General features: G+C 72.3%; 22 protein-coding genes. 16 read left to right on the forward strand and 6 right to left on the reverse strand.

Going from position 1 to position 19,765, the window contains the following annotated elements; translation table 11 throughout:
- Nucleotides 1-11 precede the first annotated feature (11 nt).
- From ASF35_RS09100 to ASF35_RS09115, 4 genes are read left to right on the forward strand one after another with little or no spacing between them, the layout of a single operon-like run.
- Nucleotides 12-464 (forward strand): SRPBCC family protein, encoded by a 453-nt coding sequence (locus ASF35_RS09100; RefSeq protein ID WP_055965708.1) that lies wholly within the window; start codon nt 12-14, stop codon nt 462-464.
- Nucleotides 457-789: a hypothetical protein gene (locus ASF35_RS09105; RefSeq protein WP_156367991.1), complete on the forward strand. Its 333-nt coding sequence runs from the start codon at nt 457-459 to the stop codon at nt 787-789. Before ASF35_RS09100 ends, ASF35_RS09105 begins: the two co-directional genes overlap by 8 nt.
- Nucleotides 786-1,805 (forward strand): ROK family glucokinase, encoded by a 1,020-nt coding sequence (locus tag ASF35_RS09110; RefSeq protein WP_055965712.1) that lies wholly within the window; start codon nt 786-788, stop codon nt 1,803-1,805. The genes ASF35_RS09105 and ASF35_RS09110 overlap by 4 nt, the downstream gene beginning before the upstream one ends.
- 1 nt (nt 1,806) lies before the next feature.
- Nucleotides 1,807-2,841: an ROK family glucokinase gene (locus ASF35_RS09115; RefSeq protein WP_055965714.1), complete on the forward strand. Its 1,035-nt coding sequence runs from the start codon at nt 1,807-1,809 to the stop codon at nt 2,839-2,841.
- Here the strand turns inward: ASF35_RS09115 and ASF35_RS09120 are convergent.
- Together ASF35_RS09120 and ASF35_RS09125 are read right to left on the reverse strand one after the other, a co-directional pair.
- Nucleotides 2,747-3,238, reverse strand: coding sequence for a hypothetical protein (locus ASF35_RS09120; RefSeq protein WP_055965717.1), 492 nt, complete (start codon nt 3,236-3,238; stop codon nt 2,747-2,749). The genes ASF35_RS09115 and ASF35_RS09120 overlap by 95 nt on opposite strands.
- Entirely contained in the window at nt 3,231-4,031 is an 801-nt protein-coding gene (locus tag ASF35_RS09125; RefSeq protein WP_055965719.1) for a carboxylesterase, read from the reverse strand. The genes ASF35_RS09120 and ASF35_RS09125 overlap by 8 nt, the downstream gene beginning before the upstream one ends.
- A gap of 80 nt (nt 4,032-4,111) precedes the next feature.
- Here ASF35_RS09125 and ASF35_RS09130 point away from each other — a divergent pair, with 80 nt between their 5' ends.
- From ASF35_RS09130 to ASF35_RS09145, 4 genes are all read left to right on the forward strand, one after another.
- On the forward strand, nt 4,112-4,864 hold the full coding sequence (locus ASF35_RS09130; protein WP_055965721.1) for a 1-acyl-sn-glycerol-3-phosphate acyltransferase: 753 nt from the start codon (nt 4,112-4,114) through the stop codon (nt 4,862-4,864).
- A 53-nt stretch (nt 4,865-4,917) separates the two neighbouring features.
- Nucleotides 4,918-5,955 (forward strand): 6-phosphofructokinase, encoded by a 1,038-nt coding sequence (locus tag ASF35_RS09135; protein WP_055965723.1) that lies wholly within the window; start codon nt 4,918-4,920, stop codon nt 5,953-5,955.
- On the forward strand, nt 5,952-6,431 hold the full coding sequence (locus ASF35_RS09140) for a DUF427 domain-containing protein (RefSeq protein WP_055965725.1): 480 nt from the start codon (nt 5,952-5,954) through the stop codon (nt 6,429-6,431). The genes ASF35_RS09135 and ASF35_RS09140 overlap by 4 nt, the downstream gene beginning before the upstream one ends.
- 201 nt (nt 6,432-6,632) lie before the next feature.
- Complete coding sequence (locus tag ASF35_RS09145) at nt 6,633-7,967, forward strand: class II 3-deoxy-7-phosphoheptulonate synthase (RefSeq protein ID WP_369796998.1); 1,335 nt, start codon at nt 6,633-6,635, stop codon at nt 7,965-7,967.
- A gap of 15 nt (nt 7,968-7,982) precedes the next feature.
- Here the strand turns inward: ASF35_RS09145 and ASF35_RS09150 are convergent, their stop codons facing one another.
- The 3 genes from ASF35_RS09150 to ASF35_RS09160 form a co-directional block, all read right to left on the reverse strand.
- Nucleotides 7,983-8,558 (reverse strand): carboxymuconolactone decarboxylase family protein, encoded by a 576-nt coding sequence (locus tag ASF35_RS09150; protein WP_235493019.1) that lies wholly within the window; start codon nt 8,556-8,558, stop codon nt 7,983-7,985.
- Nucleotides 8,559-8,662: 104 nt separating this feature from the next.
- A complete protein-coding gene (pknB, locus tag ASF35_RS09155; protein ID WP_055965729.1) occupies nt 8,663-10,723 on the reverse strand; it encodes a Stk1 family PASTA domain-containing Ser/Thr kinase in 2,061 nt (686 codons plus the stop codon).
- 127 nt (nt 10,724-10,850) lie between these two features.
- A complete protein-coding gene (locus ASF35_RS09160) occupies nt 10,851-11,897 on the reverse strand; it encodes a polyprenyl synthetase family protein (protein ID WP_055965731.1) in 1,047 nt (348 codons plus the stop codon).
- Nucleotides 11,898-11,920: 23 nt separating this feature from the next.
- Here ASF35_RS09160 and metF point away from each other — a divergent pair, with 23 nt between their 5' ends.
- A complete protein-coding gene (metF, locus tag ASF35_RS09165; protein ID WP_055965733.1) occupies nt 11,921-12,829 on the forward strand; it encodes a methylenetetrahydrofolate reductase [NAD(P)H] in 909 nt (302 codons plus the stop codon).
- Nucleotides 12,830-12,836: 7 nt separating this feature from the next.
- Here metF and ASF35_RS09170 read toward each other — a convergent pair whose 3' ends face one another.
- Nucleotides 12,837-14,105: an NAD(P)/FAD-dependent oxidoreductase gene (locus ASF35_RS09170; RefSeq protein WP_055965735.1), complete on the reverse strand. Its 1,269-nt coding sequence runs from the start codon at nt 14,103-14,105 to the stop codon at nt 12,837-12,839.
- A 66-nt stretch (nt 14,106-14,171) separates the two neighbouring features.
- Between ASF35_RS09170 and ASF35_RS09175 the strand changes: the two genes are divergently transcribed.
- The 7 genes from ASF35_RS09175 to ASF35_RS09200 all read left to right on the forward strand — a co-directional run bounded on the left by ASF35_RS09175 (nt 14,172) and on the right by ASF35_RS09200 (nt 19,651).
- Entirely contained in the window at nt 14,172-14,903 is a 732-nt protein-coding gene (locus ASF35_RS09175) for a bifunctional 2-polyprenyl-6-hydroxyphenol methylase/3-demethylubiquinol 3-O-methyltransferase UbiG (RefSeq protein WP_055965737.1), read from the forward strand.
- 23 nt (nt 14,904-14,926) lie between these two features.
- On the forward strand, nt 14,927-15,310 hold the full coding sequence (locus tag ASF35_RS09180) for a DUF3040 domain-containing protein (RefSeq protein ID WP_055965740.1): 384 nt from the start codon (nt 14,927-14,929) through the stop codon (nt 15,308-15,310).
- Nucleotides 15,311-15,696: 386 nt separating this feature from the next.
- On the forward strand, nt 15,697-16,146 hold the full coding sequence (gene mraZ, locus ASF35_RS09185) for a division/cell wall cluster transcriptional repressor MraZ (protein WP_250246796.1): 450 nt from the start codon (nt 15,697-15,699) through the stop codon (nt 16,144-16,146).
- 164 nt (nt 16,147-16,310) lie between these two features.
- Nucleotides 16,311-16,442 carry a hypothetical protein gene (locus ASF35_RS18515; RefSeq protein ID WP_255353829.1) on the forward strand — a complete coding sequence of 44 codons (132 nt, stop codon included), beginning with the start codon at nt 16,311-16,313 and terminating at the stop codon, nt 16,440-16,442.
- Complete coding sequence (rsmH, locus tag ASF35_RS09190) at nt 16,439-17,431, forward strand: 16S rRNA (cytosine(1402)-N(4))-methyltransferase RsmH (RefSeq protein ID WP_055965742.1); 993 nt, start codon at nt 16,439-16,441, stop codon at nt 17,429-17,431. Before ASF35_RS18515 ends, rsmH begins: the two co-directional genes overlap by 4 nt.
- A 34-nt stretch (nt 17,432-17,465) precedes the next feature.
- The gene (locus ASF35_RS09195; protein ID WP_055965744.1) at nt 17,466-17,891 is read left to right on the forward strand and encodes a hypothetical protein; all 426 of its coding nucleotides are present in this window, start codon (nt 17,466-17,468) and stop codon (nt 17,889-17,891) included.
- Nucleotides 17,888-19,651, forward strand: coding sequence for a penicillin-binding protein 2 (locus ASF35_RS09200; RefSeq protein WP_055965747.1), 1,764 nt, complete (start codon nt 17,888-17,890; stop codon nt 19,649-19,651). The genes ASF35_RS09195 and ASF35_RS09200 overlap by 4 nt, the downstream gene beginning before the upstream one ends.
- Nucleotides 19,652-19,765: the final 114 nt, after the last annotated feature.

Here is a 19,765-nt window from a genome sequence, read left to right on the forward strand (position 1 = left end):
GAGGAGGGCCCATGGCGCGCACCACGAGCGACATCGTCATCGATGCCGCACCGTCGGACGTCATGGCCGTGATCGCCGACTTCGACGCCTATCCGTCGTGGGCCACCGGCGTCCGCAGCGCCGAGGTGGTCGAGCCGGGAGCTGCCAGCGACTCCGTCGGCGATCGGGCCGACCGGGTCCGTTTCACCCTCGACGCCGCACCCATCCGCGACACCTACGAGCTGCTCTACACCTGGGACGGCGACCGGTCGGTGTCGTGGAGCCTGGCGGAGAAGGCCACGGTGCTGACCGCGCTCGACGGCACGTACGCGCTGGCCGAGGTGGCCGGCGGGACGCGGGTGACCTACCAGCTCGCCGTCGACGTCGCCGTGCCGCTGCTCGGCACGCTCAAGCGCAAGGCCGAGAAGGTCATCATCGACGCGGCCCTGAGCGGCTTGAAGCAACGGGTCGAGACTCTTGGCTGACGACGAGGTGGGGTCGCTGGGACAGGAGACCCTCAAGCTGTTGCGAGCGCTCGCCGTCGACGCCGACACCACGGCGCCCCGGCGGAACGACGCCGACGCCGGGTCGCCCGACGCCGACGCGCACGTGTGCACCACGTCGTGGTGCCCGGTGTGCCAGGTGGTGGGCTTCGTGAAGACCAACCCCGACGTGGTCGAGGAGGTCGCCGTGGCGGCGCTGCACTTCGCGCGCACCGTGCGCGACGCGTTCGAGACCGCGTTGCGCCAGGGCGACGGCACCCACGACACGAGCGACCGACGTACCGACGACGGAGAGGCGAGCCGATGAGCTCGACGCACGACCACGACACGCGCCTCGGCGTGGGGGTCGACATCGGCGGCACCAAGATCGCCGCCGGCCTCGTGGGGCCCGACGGCACCATCCTGGCCAGCGTCTCGGAGCCCACGCCCGACGCCGACGCCATCGCCGGGCTCGTGGCCGACCTGGTGGGCCGGCTCCGTGCGCAGGCCCAGCACCCGGTCGCCGGGATCGGTGTGGGTGCGGCGGGGTTCGTCGCGGCCGACCGGTCCACGGTCACCTTCGCCCCCAACATCGACTGGCGCGACGAGCCGCTGGGTGCGCGGATCGCCCGGCTGGTCGAGCTGCCCGTCGTCGTCGAGAACGACGCCAACGCCGCGGCCTGGGGCGAGTACCGGTTCGGGGCCGGTGCCGACTCCGACGACCTGCTGCTCGTGACCATCGGTACCGGGGTCGGTGGTGGCGTGATCCAGGACGGCGACCTCATGCGCGGCGGGTTCGGCGCGGCGGCCGAGATCGGGCACCTGCGGCTCGTCCGCGACGGGCGCCTGTGCGGGTGCGGTCAGCACGGGTGCTTCGAGAAGTACGCGAGCGGCAGCGCCCTCGTGGCCGAGGCACGTGAACGGGCTGCGAGCGACGACCCGGCAGCGGCGGCCCTCGTGGCCCGCGCCGGTGGCGTCGCGAAGATCAAGGGTCCGCTGGTCACCGACCTCGCCCAGGAGGGCGACCCGTTCGCGGTGGACCTGCTGCGCGACCTCGGGGCCTGGATCGGCGAGGGCTGCGCCTCGCTCGCCGCCGTGCTCGACCCGAGCGTCATCGTGATCGGGGGCGGGGTCGGGGCAGCCGCCGACCTCCTGCTCGACCCCGTGCGGGAGGCCTTCGAGGAGCACCTGCCCGCGCGCTTCCACCGTCGTGTGGCCGAGGTGCGCCTCGCGACCCTCGGCAACGACGCCGGCATCGTCGGCGCCGCCGACCTCGGCCGCTCCGCCCGCAGGGCGACGGCGCAGAGGGTCGGCTCCGCACCCGGCTCAGGAACAGGGGACTGACATGGCGGACAGGTTGGCCGTCGGCATCGACATCGGCGGCACCAAGATCGCGGCCGGCGTGGTCGACGAGGACGGACGGGTCGTCGCCCGCACCCGCCGCGAGACGCCCACGACCGAGCCGGAGGCCGTGCTCGACGCGATCACCGAGATCACGGCGGAGTTCCGCGCCGAGCTCCCGGTCAAGGCCGTGGGCATCGGCGCCGCAGGCTTCGTCGACGCGTCGCAGTCGACCGTCCTCTTCGCGCCGCACCTGGCGTGGCGGCACGAGCCGCTGCGCGACCGGGTCGCCCGCCGGACGATGCTGCCCGTGATGGTCGACAACGACGCCAACACCAGCGGTTGGGCCGAGTGGCGGTTCGGGGCCGCGCAGAACGAGCCCGACCTGGTCCTCATCACGCTCGGCACCGGCATCGGCGGCGCGCTCGTCATCGACGGACTGCCGTACCGCGGCCACTTCGGCATCGCGGGGGAGTTCGGGCACATGCAGGTCGTGCCCGGCGGCAACCGGTGCGAGTGCGGGAACCTCGGTTGCTGGGAGCAGTACGCCAGCGGGCGCGTGCTCGGACGTCGGGCGGCGGCGGCGGTGGCCGAGGGCTCGCCCATCGGCCGCCGGCTGGCCGAGGCCGCCGGTGGGGCCGATCGCGTCGAGGGGGCGCACGTCACTCCGCTCGCGCAGGACGGCGACGAGGAGGCGATCTCCTGGATCGCCGACGTCGGCGACTGGCTCGGCGTCGGCATGGCCAACCTCGCCGCGGCGCTCGACCCCGGTCTGTTCGTCGTCGGCGGAGGGGTGAGCGACGCCGGCGAGATGCTGCTGGGCCCGGCACGCGAGGCCTACTCGCGCACGCTGACGGGTCGCGGCTACCGGTCCGAGGCCCGGATCGTCCGCGCGCACCTCGGCCCCGAGGCCGGGCTGATCGGCGCGGCCGACATGGCCCGACTCACAGCGCGGCGCCGTCGTCCGGCCAATCCCGCTGCGAGGGTCCGTGTTCGGGCAGCTGCGCGATCAAGTAGATCGCCGAGGCGACGAAGGTGAGGGCCGCGCCGAGCAGGACGGGGCTGGACAACCACTGACCCGCCAGCGAGGCGAACATGAGCAGCAGCGGCGATCCCACCAGGCCGCCCCAGGCGACGGCTCGCCCACGGTGCATGGGCCGACCCGGACCCGGGTCGACCCGACGGTAGAACTGCTCGTCCACCGGGTCGGGCTCGTCGTCGAGCTCGAACGGCTCGGGCTCGGCAGGCTCCTCGACCGGTGCCGGGTCGGGCTCGTCGGCCTCCGCGGGGAAGGGCAGGTCGAGGTCGAGGCGGCTGACGATGTCGTCGAACGCGTCGCGCCCGCCCTCGTCGGGACCGTCGCCCGGTGCGTTCCCGTCCGGTCCTGTGTCGCCCGGCCCTCGCCCGCCCGAGCCGGGGCCGCCCACGTCAGCCACCGGCGCGTCCCGGCCCTGCGTGCTCGGCGATGAATGAGGCGGAGCGCTCGAAGATCTGCGGTGCGTCGTTGTCGAGGGTGGCCACGTGGTAGCTGTTCTCGAGCGTGACGAACTCCCCGAGCCCGGGGCGCAGCCCTTCGCGCACCAGCGACAGGGTGCTGTCGTCGACGACGTGGTCGTCGGTGGAGCGGAAGAAGAGCACCGGGGCCTTGATCCGTCCGAGGTCGGCCCGCACGTCGCCCCAGAGCTGCATCATCGAGTGCAGGGCCCTCAGCGGCGTGCGGTCGTACGCGTTCTCCTCGATCCCCGGCTTCTTGATGTCGCCACCGATCGCCTCGAGCGAGGGGACGACCCACTTGAGGAGGCGGACGGCCTTCAGTCGCGGGTCGCGCGAGGCGATGGCGGGATTGACCACGACCACCGCGTCGACGTCGTGCGGACGCTGCTCGGCCAGCCGCAGGGCGAGGCAGCCGCCCATGGAGAGCCCACCCACGACGACCCGCTCGCAGGTGTCGCGCAGGATGTCCAGCTCGGTCTCGAGCGCGCCGTACCAGTCCGACCAGGTGGTGCGGTTCATCTGCTGCCACGTCGTGCCGTGGCCGGGCAGACGGGGCACCCGCACCGTGTAGCCCCGGTCGGCGAGGTCGCGACCCCAGGGGACCATCGAGTACGGCGAGCCGGTGAAGCCGTGGCTCAGCAGGACCCCGACGGGTCCGCCGTCGCTCGTGAAGGGCTCGGCTCCCGGCACGACGGAGGGCTGCGACGCGCTGGATCCGGAGGAGGTGGGGCTCATGGATGCATCCTCCCTCACGGTGTCGCCACCGTGCACCCCCCTGAGCGCGGTAGTGTCCGGGTGACGCTGAGGAGGCGACGTTGTTCTACTGGTTCCTGAAGTTCCTGGCGCTGGGTCCGCTGTTGAAGCTGATCTTCCGGCCCTGGGCCGAGGGCACCGAGAACGTGCCCAAGGACGGGGCGGTCATCCTGGCCAGCAACCACCTGTCCTACAGCGACTGGCTCTTCATGCCGCTGGTCATCCCGCGTCGCGTGACCTTCGTGGCCAAGGCCGAGTACTTCGAGTCGCCCGGCATCAAGGGCTGGTTCCAGAAGAAGTTCTTCTCCGGTGCAGGCCAGGTCCCGATCGACCGGTCGAGCGGCTCCGCCGCCGCCGGCGCCATCGCGACCCAGCTGCGGCTGCTCTCCGAGGGCGAGGTGTGCGGGATCTACCCCGAGGGCACCCGCTCCCACGACGGCAAGCTGTACCGCGGTCGCACGGGCGTCGCGCGGATCGCACTGGAGGCGGGCGTACCGGTCATCCCGCTCGCCGTCATCAACACCGACGTCGTCGCGCCCCCCGGCAAGGTCTTCGGCAAGATGGCTCGCCCGGGCGTCCGCTTCGGCGAGCCGCTCGACTTCAGCCGCTACGAGGGCCTCGAGGGCGATCGCTTCATCCTGCGCGCCGTCACCGACGAGATCATGTACGAGATCATGCGCCTCTCCGGCCAGGAGTACGTCGACCTCTACGCCCAGGACGCCAAGAAGCGCGACAAGGAGTCGGAGCGCGCGGCCGCCAAGGCGGTCGAGCGCGCCGAGTCCGACGAGGTGTGGGACCAGATCAAGCCCGAGTGAGGCCCACCCGGCACGAGGCGGGCACGACGTCGGTACCGACGAAGGAGCGAGCCATGCGGATCGGAGTACTGACCGGGGGCGGTGACTGCCCCGGACTCAACGCGGTGATCCGGGCGGTGGTCCGCAAGGGGGTCCAGACGTTCGATGACGAGTTCATCGGCTTCCGTGACGGCTGGCGCGGCCCGCTCGAGGACGACGCCCGCGAGCTGGGCGTCGCCGACGTCCGGGGCATCCTGCCGCGTGGCGGCACCATCCTGGGCTCGTCGCGGACCAACCCGTTCGCCGTCGAGGGCGGCGTGGAGCGGATCCGCGCGACGCTCGAGTCCCGCGGCTGCGACGCACTGATCGCCATCGGTGGCGAGGACACCCTCGGGGTCGCCACCCGCCTCGCCGAGCTCGGCGTGGCCGTCGTCGGCGTGCCGAAGACCATCGACAACGACCTGTCGGGGACCGACTTCACGTTCGGCTTCGACACCGCCGTCAACATCGCCACCGAGGCGATCGACCGGCTGCACACGACGGCCGAGTCGCACCACCGGGTGCTGGTGGTGGAGGTCATGGGGCGCCACGCCGGCTGGATCGCCCTGCACTCCGGGCTCGCCGGGGGCGCGAACATCATCCTGATCCCGGAACGGCCGTTCGACATCGACAAGGTCTGCGCGCAGGTGGAGAGCCGGTTCGCCACAAGATTCTCGCCCATCGTGGTCGTGTCCGAGGGAGCAGTGCCGATCGCCTCGCCCGACGGCACGGGCATGACGCTGCAGTCCGGCGAGAAGGATGCCTTCGGCCACGTGCGGCTCGGTGGCGTGGGGGAGCGGCTGGCGCAGGAGATCGAGGAGCGCACCGGCAAGGAGGCGCGGGCCGTGGTGCTGGGCCACGTGCAGCGCGGCGGCACCCCGACCGCGTTCGACCGGTGGCTCGCCACACGCCTGGGGCTGCACGCCATCCAGGCCGTGCACGACGGCGACTTCGGCATGATGATGGCGTTGCGTGGCACCGACATCGTCCGGGTCCCGCTCAGCGAGGGGACCGGTGAGCTCAAGCTCGTCCGGCCCGAGCTCTACGAGGAGGCCGAGGTGCTGTTCGGATGAGTGAAGGACGCGACGTCGAGGACGTCTGGAGCTACCCGCGACCGCCTGCAGTCGAGCCCAGCGACGAGCTGGTCGTCGTCGAGCTCGGTGGTGTCGAGATCCTGCGGACCACGCACAGCTACCGCGTGCTCGAGACCAGTCACCCGCCGACCTACTACCTGCCCGTCGACGCCGTGGCCGAGGGCGTGCTCCGGCCGATCGCCGGCACCACGGTCTGCGAGTTCAAGGGTGAGGCGAGCTACTGGGACCTCGTCGTCGGCGACCGCGTCGTCCCCGCCGGAGCCTGGACCTACCCCCGGCCCCGGCCCGGCTACGAGATGCTCCTCGACCACCTGGCCCTCTACCCCGGCCGCATGGACCGCTGCACCGTCGACGGCGAGGTCGTCCAGGCCCAGGACGGCGACTTCTACGGCGGCTGGATCACCTCGCGCGTGAGCGGACCGTTCAAGGGGGCTCCGGGAACGCTGGGATGGTAGGCGGCTCGCGGCTCGTTCCTCGCCGCTTCGGCGGCTCCTTCGTCGCCGCCCTGGGCTCCGCCCAGCCGCCTGTCTCGCTTCGCTCGACCTGTGGTGGCTGGGGTCGCCGACCTGGGCTTCGGCCGGCAGCGGTCGCCCCGGCGGCGTCCACGTGTGCGTGGGTGGTCGTGGGCGCGGACGGGGTCCCCGTATCCTTGACCGGTGAGCATTCCGAGCCTTGACGACCTCCATGCGATGGGTGCTGCCCAGCAGCCCACGTATGCCGATCCTGCTGCGCGCGAGCGTGCGCTCGGGCAGCTGCGCCGGATGCCACCGCTCGTGTTTGCCGGCGAGTGCGACGACCTCCGCGACCGGATGGCCGCCGTGGCGCGCGGCGAGGCCTTCCTGCTGCAGGGCGGCGACTGCGCCGAGACGTTCGAGGGCGTCACCGCCGAGAACGTCCGCAACAAGCTGCGGGTGCTGCTGTCGATGGCCGTCGTGCTGACCTATGCGGCGAGCGTGCCGGTCGTCAAGCTCGGTCGCCTCGGTGGCCAGTACGCCAAGCCGCGGTCCCGCGACACCGAGACCCGTGACGGCATCACGCTGCCGGCGTACCGCGGTGACGCCGTCAACGGCTTCGACTTCACCCCCGAGTCGCGCGTGCACGACCCGCAGCGACTCGTCGACGTCTACAACGCCTCCAGCGCCACCCTGAACCTCGCCCGTGCCTTCACCACCGGTGGCTACGCGGACCTTCGCCAGATGCACGAGTGGAACAAGGACTTCGTCAAGAACAGCCCGGTCGGCGTCAGCTACGAGAAGGTCGGCGGCGAGATCGACCGGGCCCTCGCCTTCATGGACGCCATCGGCGTGGAGCCCGACGCCTTCCGCTCGGTCGACTTCTACTCCTCGCACGAGGCCCTGATCCTCGAGTACGAGCACGCCCTCACCCGCATCGACTCACGCACGGAGCAGCCGTACGACGTGTCCGGTCACTTCGTGTGGATCGGCGAGCGCACCCGTCAGCTCGACGGCGCGCACGTGGAGCTGCTGAGCCACATCGCCAACCCCATCGGCGTCAAGCTCGGCCCCACCACCTCGGCCGACGACGCGATCGCGCTCTACGAGAAGCTCAACCCCGAGCGCACGCCCGGCAAGGTCACGTTCATTACGCGCTTCGGCGCCGGCAAGATCCGCGACCTCCTGCCCGCCCTCGTCGAGAAGGTCACCGCTGCCGGGCTCGACGTCGCGTGGGTGTGCGACCCGATGCACGGCAACACGTTCGAGGCGTCCACCGGCTACAAGACGCGGGAGTTCGACGACGTCATCGACGAGACCCGCGGCTTCTTCGAGGTGCACCGCTCGCTCGGCACGTGGCCGGGTGGCCTGCACGTCGAGCTCACCGGCGACGACGTCACCGAGTGCGTCGGTGGCGGGCGTCGGCTGTCGGCCGAGGACCTCGCGACGCGCTACGAGACGCTGTGCGACCCGCGGCTCAACCGGGAGCAGTCGCTCGAGCTCGCGTTCCTCGTCGCCGACATGCTGCGCGAGCGCTGACCGACCCCTCGGCGGTCAGCGACCGTCGAGCGGCACCCGCAGCGTCATGAGCGTGGTGGCGAGCGCGTCGTACTGCCCGCACAGCATGAGCAGCTCGATCGCGGTCGCCTCGTCGAGGTGCTCGCGCACGCGGGCCCACGTGGCGTCGTCGAGGTCGCGGTCGTGCACCAGTGACGCCGTCGCGTCCAGCAGCACGCGCTGACGATCGGTCCAGCCGTCCCACGTGGCGTCACCGACGTGCTCGACCTGCTCGGGCGTCAGTCCCACCTTGCGGCCGATCCGTCGGTGGTGGTCGAGCTCGTAGTCGCACCCGCGCAGGGTCGCGACGTGCAGGATGACCAGCTCGGTCTCGGTGCGCGGGAGTCGTCCGAACGGCATGAGGGCCGCGCTGAACATCAGCCAGGCGCGGAACAGTCGCCGCTGGCGCCCGAGCGTGGTGAACACGTTCGGGCGGTGGCCACCGATGACGCGGCCCGCGATGCTGCTGATGCCGTGGTTGACGAGGCCGAGGTCGCGTCGGTCACCCGGACCGATGCGCGGCGCGGTGTCGATGGGCTCGGGGGAGGCAGGCGGCGTCGGGGAGGCGGTCACGAGGCCAGCCTAGAGGTGCAACTGGGACGAGTGCACCAGAAACGTGCTGTGGGGTGCGTCGCCCTCGAGCCCGCGGGTGTGGATGCAGGCGCCCGACCGCGAGGTCAGACGTAGATCGTGACGGTCGAGCCGACCTTGGCCTCGCCCGAGCCGGGCTCCTGGAACACGACGCGGTCGGCCCCGGGGATGCGGTTCTTCACGTCGACCTTGAAGCCGGCCTTCTCGAGAGCGGCCACGGCCTCGGTGCGGGGGCGGCCCATGACGTCGGGGACGTCGACGTTCTCGGGCCCGCGGGAGACGACGATCGTGATCGTGTCGCCCTTGAAGCGGGTGCCGTCGGACGGGGACTGGCTGATGACCACGCCCTTGTCGACGTCGTCGGAGAAGCGCTGGGTCACGTTCACGTCGAAGGAGGCGTCCTCCAGCGCCTTCACCGCGTCGGCCTGCGACTTCCCGGTCTGGTCGACCACGTCGATCGGCTGGCGACCGCGACTCACGACGAGGTCGATCACGGTGCCGCGCTTGACCTGCTGACCGACCTTCTGGTCCACGGCGCGGACGATGCGACCCTCGGGGATCTTCTCGCTGTAGGCCTCGGTCACGTCGCCGACCTGCAGCGTCAGCTCCTCGAACGCGACGCGCGCCTGGTCCACGGTCTGTCCCTGGACGTTGGGGATCGCGTAGCGCTCCTTGCCCTTGGAGACCACGGCGTGGATCGTGTCGCCCGGCAGCAGGCGGTCGCCGGCCGCGGGGTCGGTGGAGAGCACCGTGCCGAGCGGGGCGGTCTCGGAGAAGGCTCGACGGGTGACGTCGAGCGTGAAGCCTGCGGCCTCGGCCTCCTCGGCGGCCTGGGCCTCCGCCTGGCCCACCAGCTGGGGCGTGTCGGCGTAGCGGCCCACGCCCAGCCAGTAGCCGAACGCGGCGAGCAGCAGTGCGGAGACGACCGCTGCGACCAGGAGCACGCGTCCGCGCCTGCTCGAACGGTCCTGGTCGCGGGACTGCTGGTAGTCCTCGGCGGTCATGGCGGGGTGGAGGCCCGGTGCCGCGGCGGCCGTCGCCGTCCGGCTGTCGGTCCACGTCTCGCTGCTCCACCGCATGGTGGGCTCGGCGCGCGCGACGACCTCGCCGGTCTCGCGGTCGACGAGCACGGTCTCGCCGCCGTCGTCGAGGTCACTCGCCTCGGCCGGCGTCATCGGGCCCGTGAGCTCGCCGTCCGGTGCCTCGTGCTCGAGGTCGACGGGACGGGTCGGCTCCTCGTCGGCGGCCATCGGACGGGGCCGCAGGTCGGCGGTCAGGTCGGGGTCGTCGTCGAGCCCCTCGGCCAGGGCGCGTTCGACGAGACGCACCTGCCGCAGCAGCACGCCGGCGTCCTGCGACCGCTGGGAGCGGTCGCGGACGGTCGCGCGGGCGACCAGGGCGTCGACGTAGGGCGGGAGGTCGGGACGCACCGCCGACGGGGCGGCGATGTCCTCGTGCACGTGCTTGTAGGCCACCTGGATGGGGGAGTCGCCCGTGTGCGGCTTGGTGCCCGTGAGCATCTCGTAGAGCAGCGCGCCGCACGCGTACACGTCGGACCGTGCGTCGGCGCCCTCGTTGACCACGATCTCGGGCGCCAGGTAGGAGACGGTGCCGATGAGCGTCCCGCCGGTGGCGGTGGTCGCGGCGCTCACGGCCCGCGCCAGGCCGAAGTCGGCGACCTTGACCTCGCCGTCAGGCGTGATGAGGACGTTCTCGGGCTTGACGTCGCGGTGCACCAGGTGGGCCCGGTGGGCCGCCGAGAGCGCGGTGAGCACGTCGGCCAGCAGGTGCAGGGCTCGCAGGGGAGGCATCGGCGTCTCCGCGCGCATGACGTCTCGCAGGGTGCTGCCGGGGACGTACTCCATGACGAGGTAGGTGACGTCGCCGTCGCGCCCCTGGTCGAAGACCGCCACCACGCCACGGTGGTTCAGCTTGGCCGCGGCGCGGGCCTCGCGCTCGAAGCGCTGGGAGAACTCGTCGTCGTCGCCGAGGCCGGCGTGCATGACCTTGATCGCGACGGGGCGGTCGAGCCGCTCGTCGTGGCCGTGGAACACGCTGGCCATGCCGCCACGGGCGATCCGTTCGCCCACGCGGTAGCGACCGTCGAGGACGCGTCCGACGAGGGCGTCGTCGCGGATGACCGTCACGCCGGACCTCCTCACGTCCGCTCCCAGGGCCGGCTGACCCTGCGACGAGTGTAGAGAACGCCCGCGCGCCGGGCGTGCTCCGCCGCCCGTGTCCTGCCCCGCTGTTCGGCCCGGACCCCCTTGCGGGTCAGGAGGTGCGGCGGGTCGCGCTCAGGGCCAGAGGGCCGAGGACGGACCGGGCGTGGTCGCCGAGCGCGGTGATCGCGGCGTCGGCCTCGTCCTCGAGGCGCGCGATGTCACGCTCGACCGCCGCGAGGGCGCCCGTGCGCACCATCAGGTCCGTGAGCGGCTCCACCCCTTCGCGGGTGCCGAGGAGGCGGGAGAGGAGGGCGCGGTCGTCGTCGCTGCCGAGCTCGGTGGCCCGGGCGACGAGGACGGTGCGCTTGCCCTCTCGGAGGTCGTCCCCGGCGGGCTTGCCGGTGACCGCGGGGTCGCCGAAGACCCCGAGCACGTCGTCGCGCAGCTGGAAGGCCTGGCCGAGAGGTAGGGCGACGGCGCTCAGCCCGTCGATGAGGTCGGCGTCGGCGCCGGCGAGGGCCGCCCCGATGTGCAGGGGCCGCTCCACCGTGTAGGAGGCCGCCTTGAACCGCACGATGATCATGGCCTCCTCGACCGTCACGGTCGGACGGGTCTGGGCGAGGACGTCGAGGTACTGGCCCGCCACGACCTCGGACCGGCACAGGTCGAGGAAGTGCAACGCCTCCGGGACGCGCGGCAGGCCGGACGAGCGCAGCTGCTCGTCGGCCCACGACAGCATCAGGTCGCCCAGGAGCACCGCCGTCGACAGGCCGAAGCGCTCGGCGTCCCCCACGGCGTCCTGGCCCCCGGCCCGGTGCTGCGCCTCGAAGGCACGGTGGACGCTGGGGTTCCCTCGGCGGGTGTCCGAGCCGTCCATGAGGTCGTCGTGCACCAGCGCGCTGCCCTGCAGCCACTCCAGCGAGGCGGAGGCCGTGACCACCGCGGGGTCGTCGGGGTCACCACCTGCCACCAGCCAGCCCGCCCGGCAGAACGCCGCCCGCAACCGCTTGCCCCCGGCCACGAACGAGGTCGCCGCGTCGAGGAAGGGGGCCAGGTCGGGGCCCACCGAGACGAGGGCCGCGCGCCGATCGTCGCCGAAGCGAGAGAGCTCACGTGCGACGTCGTCCCGAAATCGGTCAAGGTCGGCTGCTCCCACCGTTCGGACGATACCGTTGGCCCGTGACTGACGGTCCTGCGCCCACGTCCTCGCGATCGCTTCTCGAGGACCTCCGCCACCCACGCCCGTGCGTGTCGTTCGAGTTCTTCCCGCCGAAGGACGATGCGGGCGAGGAGGTGCTGTGGCGCACCATCGCCGACCTCGAGCCGCTCCAGCCCACGTTCGTCTCGGTGACCTACGGGGCCGGTGGCACGAGCCAGGAGCGCACGGTGCGGGTGACGTCGCGCATCGCCGAGCAGTCCCGCATCCGCGCGATCGGGCACCTCACCCTCGTGGGGCAGAGCCGCGCGGAGATCGAGCAGGTGCTCAAGCAGTACGCGAGCGCCGGCATCCACCACGTCCTCGCGCTGCGCGGCGATCCGAAGGGTGGCCCGCGGGAGCCCTGGGAGCCGCACCCCGGGGGCATGGACCACGCCATCGAGCTGGTGGAGCTGGCACGCGACCTGGGTGACTTCTCGATCGGCGTCGCGGCCTTCCCCGAGGGCCACCCCGATGCCGGGGGCCGCGACCCGGACGCCGACGTCCTGGTCGCCAAGCACCGGGCGGGCGCGGAGTTCGCGATCACGCAGTTCTTCTTCCGCGTGCAGGACTACGTCGACCTCGTCGAGCGCACGCGGGCGCGAGGTAGCGACCTGCCGATCGTGCCGGGCATCATGCCGATCCTGAACTTCGGCCAGGTCGCGCGCATGGCCGAGCTCTCGGGGGCGGAGATCCCGCGCGAGGTGCTCGACGTCATCGAGCCGGTCGCCGACGACAAGGACGCGGTGCGCACGCGCGGCATCGAGCTCGCGACGCAGCTGTGCCGCGACCTGCTGGCCGCCGGTGCCCCCGGGCTGCACTTCATCACGCTCAACCGGTCCAAGGCGACGCGCGAGATCTTCGAGACCCTGCGGGGCGAGGGTCTGGTCTGAGGTCTGCTCAGGTGGCGGGACGACGGGGCACGGGACCGAGACGTTCGGCCAGGGCCTCGGTGGCCAGGCCGATCTCCTCGAGGGAGCCGCCCGGGTAGGCGTGGGCCCCGGCCATGAGCAGACCCGGTGGCAGGCGCGGCCCCGGTCGCTCGAGCATCGTGCGCCAGCCCCTCCACTGCCAGCCCCAGTGGCCGAGACGCACCAGGTCGGCCGGTCGCAGGTCGTGGCGCTCGACGACGTGCTCGCGCAGGTCGACGCCCACGCGGACGAGTGCGACGAGGGGGTCCTCGGCGTTGTGGTGCGTGATCGTCCAGCAGCCGGGCGAGGACTCCCACAGCTGCATGGGCGGGTCCGAGTGGATCGCCACGTCCCGGGGGAGGTCGGGGGCGTCCGCCGCCAGGCGGACCAGCGTGCGGTGCGCCGGGATCCGCGGGTGGAGCGTCGGCTCCGGCAGGCCGTCGGGCCACCACGGCGCGCACCAGGCGACGACGTCGGCCTCGACCGGACCGCCGTCGGTGGTCACGCCGGTCACGGACCCCCGGTCGCGGGTGATCCCCGAGGCCGCGGTGTGCAGGCGGACCTCGACCCGACGCTCCTGCAGGCGGGTCGTCAGGGCGTCGGCCAGCGCGGGCATCCCACCGTCGACGGCCCACCGCCCGAAGCCCCTCTCCACGTGGTGGACGACGGCTGCGGCGGCGGGCACCAGGCGGGGGTCGTCGCCGGCCAGGACCACGGGGTCCAGCACGATGCGCCGCAGCTGCCGGTCGTCGAGGACCCGCTGGGTCTCGCGACGCAGCGTGCGCCGCGCCTCGAGGATCCGGCGGGTGGAGCGGTCGAGCGCGTCCTCGTCCGGGACCTGGTTGAGCAGACGTCGGCGCACCGTGTCCCAACGGTCCGACATCGTGTCGAGCCAGGGGCTCCACGGGTCGACCCCGAAGGCCTCGACGAAGGCGTCGACCTGGCCCGACCGTCGGCCCATGGGCAGGTCCATCACCGTTCGGTCGGCGAACACGTGGCGTCGCCCGGGGACGGTCTCGATGGTCAGTGCGGCGTCCAGGGGGCGGCCGGACTTGCGGAACAGGTCCCGCAGCACCCCCGGGAGGGTGAACGTGTCGGGGTCGAGCTGCCACACGCCGTCACCGACCCGGTGACCGCGCAGACGACCGCCGAGCCGGTCGGAGGCCTCGAGCAGCACCACCTCGTGCCGCAGCTTCGCGAGACGCGCCGCGAGCGAGGTGCCGGCGAAGCCCCCGCCGACCACCACGATCCTCGCCATGCCCGCACCCTAGGTCATGCGCGAGGAGCCTCGGTGCGGACCGAGGCGCTGTGACACAGTGGCGCCATGCGTCCGGTGCGTCAGGAGATCATGTGGCAGGCGGTCCTCGACGCGATCGCGGCCGTGCCGGGGGAGGGCCCCTTCGACGTGCTCGACGTCGGAGGAGGAACCGGCGGTGACGCCGTCCGCCTGGCGGCGCTGGGCCACCGGGTGACCGTCGTGGACCCCAGCCCCGACGCCCTGGCGTCCCTCGGTCGTCGGGCCGCCGAGGCCGGCGTCGAGGACTACGTGGTCGGCGTCCTGGCCGACACCTCCGACCTGGGCGAGCACGTCGCCGCCGCCTCCACCGACCTCGCGGTCCTGCACGGCGTGCTCGAGTACGTCGACGATCCCGCGGAGGCCCTGGCCGCGGTGGCCGGCGTCCTGCGCCCGTCGGGCGTGGTGAGCGTGGTCGTGGCCGGACGGCCGGCAGCGGTGCTCGCCCGCGCGATCACCGGTGACTTCGACGGTGCCGCCACGATCCACGGCTCGACGGCGCCGACCTGGGACCTGCGCGCCCAGGGGCCTCGGCGGTACGTCGAGAGCGAGCTCGCGGCCGAGCTGGAGGGAGCCGGGTTCGCCCTCTCCTCCGTGTCGGGACTGCGGACCTTCGCCGACCTCGTGCCCAGTGCGGTGGTCGACACCGAGCCCGGCGCGCGGGAGCGGCTGTACGCTCTCGAGCGACTCGTCCGGTCGTCCAGCGAGTTCTCAGGGATCTCGGGTGGTCTGCACACCATCGCCCGCCTAGACTTGACGTAGTTCCACCTGACCAGGAGGCCCCCGTGCCACTCTCCGACGAAGAAGCCCGCCTGCTCCAGCAGCTCGAGCAGTCCCTTGCGGCCGAGGATCCCGACTTCGCCTCGACGCTGCGCGGGTCCAAGCAGGCGGCGCGCAACCGCAAGATCGCCGTCCTGGCGGGTCTCGGCTTCCTGGTGGGCCTGGGCGTCATGTTCGCCGGTGCGGTCACCGCCACCACCTGGCTCGGTGTCGCCGGGTTCCTCGTGATGCTGGTCGGCGCCTACTTCTTCGTCACGGCCTGGCGCCACGGTCTGGCCGCGTCGCCCGACGCCGCGCCCTCGCGCCCGTCCTCGCCCAAGCCCTCCGGGTCGTTCGTCGACCGCATGGAGGAGCGCTGGCAGCGTCGCCAGGAGGGCGACGACCTCTGACCCACCCGAGCCCGCGACGCTGAGTCGCCGGCCCTCGCACCACCACCCGACGCCGGGTCCCGCACACGCGGGGCCCGGCGTCGTCGTGCGTGCGGGGTCTCGTGCGTCCTCGAGCGGGCGTCGGGGCCCATGCGCCCTCCGTGGGGGCGATGTCGCTCCACCACGCTCCACCACGCGCCCCGGGTCGGCGCGCTTCCCGGTGCAGGGCTGCAATCCCAGCGCCGGACCGTCCTGGCGTCGGGGGAGAGGGCGGGCGGAAAGGTGCCGCGAAACCAGGCGAATCGGCTTGACGGTGGTGGAGTGTGGGGTACTGTGGTGCGAAATGGAGCATTCGTGGCGCGGTGGTCGCACCACGGGGCACGTCGCAGAGGGCGAGGTGGAAGGAGGTGGGCATCGATGCGAACAACTTCTTCGGCACCTACACGCCGCGTCTGGACGACAAGTCCCGCCTGTTCCTGCCCGCCAAGTTCCGCCCCCGGCTCGAGGGCGGCATCGTGCTGACCCGCGGCCAGGAGAACTGCATCTACGGCTGGACGACCGACTCGTTCAGCGCGTTCACCGACCGCATCCGCGAGACGCCGTTCACGAACCGCGAGGCCCGCAACTTCGTGCGCATGCTCTACTCCGGGGCCTCCTCGGAGGTGCCGGACAAGCAGGGACGCATCTCCATCCCGCCGGTGCTCCGCAGCTGGGCCGGGCTCGAGCGCGACGTCGCGGTGGTCGGGGCCATGGACCGCCTCGAGATCTGGGACGCCCGTCGGTGGGACGAGTACTCCTCGTCGCAGGAGGAGCAGTTCTCCGACATGTCGGACGAGGTGATGCCCGGCATCTTCTGACCACGCCCGCAGGGTCCGACCTCCGGCTGTTCGGTCCTGGCATCACTTCCCCGGTGCCAGAGCCGTACGGACGGGGATCAGGCCACACGGTCTCCACCACCCCGCTCCACGTCCAGCACGACCACCCCGCCACACCCCGACCCTCGAGCGCCCGAGGAGGTGCCATGAACCAACGACGCCGTGTCCGCCACGAGGTCGCCGACGCCGCTGTGCTCATGGCCTTCTCCGCCGGCGTGTCCGTGGCGATCGCCGTGGTGCTGGGCGTCGTGGTCGCGCTGACGGCAGGCGCCTCGTGACGACCGAGGAGCCCGGCGGGCCCGACGCCCGCCACGTCCCCGTCCTGCTCGACCGCGTGCTCGACCTGCTGGCCCCGGCCATCGAGTCGGACGCCACGACGGGCTCGGGCGGACGGACCCCGGTCGTCGTCGACGCGACGCTGGGCCTCGGCGGGCACACCGAGGCGATGCTGCGCCGCTTCGAGCACCTGCGGATCGTCGGGGTCGACCGCGACACCGAGGCGCTCAGCCGCGCTCGCGCCCGTCTCGCGGAGTTCGAGGACCGGGTCACCTACGCGCACGCGGTGTACGACGAGCTGCCCGAGGTGCTCGCCGACGCCGGCCTGCGCCACGTCGACGGCGTGCTCTTCGACCTCGGAGTCTCGTCGATGCAGCTCGACCTCGCCGATCGCGGCTTCGCCTACGCGCAGGACGCGCCTCTCGACATGCGGATGACGCCGGGCGTGGGCATGACGGCCGCCGACATCCTGAACACCTATCCCGCGGACCGGCTCGCCCGGGTGCTGAGGGTCCACGGCGAGGAGAAGTTCGCCAAGCGCATCGCCGAGGCCGTCGTCGCCGCCCGGGACACCGAGCCGTTCACGCGCAGCGCTCGCCTGGTCGACCTCGTCCGCGACAGCATCCCCGCCGCGGCGCGACGCACCGGCGGCCACCCCGCCAAGCGCACCTTCCAGGCGCTGCGCATCGAGGTCAACGACGAGCTCGCGGTCTACGCCCGGGCCCTGCCGGCCGCCCTCGACGCGCTCACCGTCGGTGGCCGGGTCGTCGTGCTGGCCTACCACTCGCTCGAGGACCGCATCACCAAGCGGGCCCTGGCCGAGGTCACCACCCTCAAGGTCCCGCACGGCCTGCCCGTCGTCCCCGCCGAGCTGGAGCCGCGGTTCCGTCAGCTCACACGGGGTGCCGAGCAGGCGAGCGACGCGGAGTCCGCGGAGAACCCGCGTGCCCGCTCGGTGCGGCTGCGGGCCGTGGAACGGACCGCGGCATGAGAGGACACGACGTGGCGAAGGGGGAGGGAACGGCATGAGCACGATGCACGCGGCACGTCCGCGCCAGAGGACCACCCGGCAGGCTCAACCCACGAGCCTGCCGTTGCGTCTCGTCGCGCCCGTGCGCAGCCGCGCGAGCCGGGCCCCCTTCGTGGTCGTCGTCCTGACGGTGCTGGGTGCGGGACTCGTGGGTCTGATCCTGCTGAGCACGGTCCTGCAGGCCCAGGCCTTCGAGATCGCCCGACTGTCGACCCGCGCCGACGCCCTGGGCGTCCAGCAGCAGGAGCTGCGCCGCGAGGTCGACCGCCTCCAGGCGCCGGCCGCGCTCGCCGAGCGAGCCATCCGCCTCGGGATGGTGCCCAACGCCAACCCGGCCTTCCTGCGGCCCAGCGACGGCGAGGTCATCGGTGACCCGGAGCCGGCGGAACCGCGCAGCAACGTGACGAGGGTGGACCGATGAAGCGCCAACGACTGACCCGCTCCCGGCTGCGCATCAGCCTCGTCCTGGTGGTGACGCTGTTCTGCCTCTTCGGCGTCCGGCTGTTCTGGATCCAGGGGCTCGACGCCCAGGCCTACGCGGCCATGGCGCGCCAGGCCGGGACGCACACGACGACCATCCCGGCCCCGCGCGGCGACATCCTCGACCGCAACGGCGAGGTGATCGCCACGAGCGTGGACGGTCTGACCCTCACCGCCGACCCGACGATGACGGCGGACAAGGCACCCAAGATCGCCCGCATCCTCGTGACCTCGCTCGGCGAGGACCGGATCGACTACTTCGAGACCATCGAGAAGCTGCGCACCCCGAAGACCCAGTACGTGGTCCTCGAGAAGAACCTGCCCGCGGCCAAGGCCGACAAGGCGTTGAAGGCCGTCCGCAAGGCCGGACTGACCGGCGTGTTCGGCGAGAGCGTGACGCTGCGCAGCTACCCGGGAGGGAAGCTGGCCGCGAACCTCGTCGGCTACATGAGCCAGACCAAGGAGTCCGACAAGCCGGTCGGCGTCCAGGGCATCGAGCGGCAGTACGACGACCTGCTCACCGGCAAGGACGGCTCGGCCACCTACGAGGTGTCACCGAGCGGTCAGCGCATCCCCATGGCCGACAGCACCGTCGTCGAGATGGAGCCCGGCCAGGACGTCAAGACCACGATCGACCGGGACCTTCAGTGGTACGCCGACCAGCGGCTGGCCGACGCCGTGCGCTCGTCGAGCTCGGACTGGGGACTCGCCATCACCATGGACGTGCGGACCGGACAGGTCGTCCAGCTCTCCCAGGCGCCGACCTTCGACCCCGAGACGCCCTCGACCCGCAACGACGGGAACACCGTCTCGCGCTTCGTCCAGACCGTGTACGAGCCGGGCTCGGTGCTGAAGACCGTCACCATGGCGGCGCTGGCCGACCAGGGCAAGATCACGCCCGAGACCCAGATCAAGGTCCCCGGCAGCATGACGATCGACAAGTACCCGATCGGCGACTACTGGAAGCACGGCACGATCAACCTGACCGCGGCCGGCGTCATCGCGAAGTCGTCCAACCTCGGCACGATCGTCGCGGCCCAGCAGATGAACAACCAGACCATGCACGACTACTTCCGGAAGTTCGGCTTCGGCGTCGGCTCCGGCGTGGAGCTGCCGGGCGAGTCCAAGGGCATCCTCAAGCCGGCCGCCGAGTGGACCAAGGCCAACCACGCCACGATCTCGTTCGGCCAGGGCATCTCGGTCACCGCGCTGCAGGTGGTGCGAGCCGTCGGCGCCATCGCCAACGGAGGCGTCATGGTCGACCCGTCGGTCGTCAGCGGGTACGTGGACCAGGAGGGCACCACCACCAAGTCGCGGGAGACGCCCACCCGACGGGTGGTCTCCAAGAAGGCTGCCGCCCAGGTCACCCGCATGATGGAGGCCGTCACGGCCGACGACGGCACCGCCCCCGCCGCGCAGATCCCCGGCTACCGCGTCGCGGGCAAGACGGGCACCGCCTGGCGCGTCAACCCCGTCACGGGACGCTACGTGCGCGGGCAGAACACCGTCTCCTTCATCGGCTTCGCCCCGGCCGACGAGCCCCGGTTCGTCACCTACGTCGTCCTCGACAAGCCCTTCAGCAACGCCGGCGGTGGCTCCACCGCCGCCCCGGTCTTCCACGACATCATGTCGATGGCCCTCGAGCGCTTCGGCGTCACGCCGACCGGGTCGAAGTCCCCGAAGGTCGAGCAGGAATGGTAGGCGGGGCGCACTCGTCGTTCCTCCTCGTGCTCGGTTGCGGCTCCCTCGCTGGCGCTCGGTCACCGCTGCCCGCCTCGGCTTCGCTCGCTGGCGCTCGCTTGCCGTTGGTGGTGG

Origin of the sequence: Aeromicrobium sp. Leaf291, from assembly GCF_001423365.1 — a bacterium.
In the GTDB taxonomy this organism is placed as follows: domain Bacteria; phylum Actinomycetota; class Actinomycetes; order Propionibacteriales; family Nocardioidaceae; genus Aeromicrobium.

Coding starts and splice junctions, on each gene's coding strand:
- ASF35_RS09100 (WP_055965708.1), top strand. CDS start 12: ATGGCGCGCACCACGAGCGACATCGTCATCGATGCCGCACCGTCGGAC.
- ASF35_RS09110 (WP_055965712.1), top strand. CDS start 786: ATGAGCTCGACGCACGACCACGACACGCGCCTCGGCGTGGGGGTCGAC.
- ASF35_RS09115 (WP_055965714.1), top strand. CDS start 1,807: ATGGCGGACAGGTTGGCCGTCGGCATCGACATCGGCGGCACCAAGATC.
- ASF35_RS09125 (WP_055965719.1), bottom strand. CDS start 4,031: ATGAGCCCCACCTCCTCCGGATCCAGCGCGTCGCAGCCCTCCGTCGTG.
- ASF35_RS09135 (WP_055965723.1), top strand. CDS start 4,918: ATGCGGATCGGAGTACTGACCGGGGGCGGTGACTGCCCCGGACTCAAC.
- ASF35_RS09140 (WP_055965725.1), top strand. CDS start 5,952: ATGAGTGAAGGACGCGACGTCGAGGACGTCTGGAGCTACCCGCGACCG.
- ASF35_RS09170 (WP_055965735.1), bottom strand. CDS start 14,105: ATGGCGAGGATCGTGGTGGTCGGCGGGGGCTTCGCCGGCACCTCGCTC.
- ASF35_RS09175 (WP_055965737.1), top strand. CDS start 14,172: ATGCGTCCGGTGCGTCAGGAGATCATGTGGCAGGCGGTCCTCGACGCG.
- ASF35_RS18515 (WP_255353829.1), top strand. CDS start 16,311: ATGAACCAACGACGCCGTGTCCGCCACGAGGTCGCCGACGCCGCTGTG.
- ASF35_RS09195 (WP_055965744.1), top strand. CDS start 17,466: ATGAGCACGATGCACGCGGCACGTCCGCGCCAGAGGACCACCCGGCAG.
- ASF35_RS09200 (WP_055965747.1), top strand. CDS start 17,888: ATGAAGCGCCAACGACTGACCCGCTCCCGGCTGCGCATCAGCCTCGTC.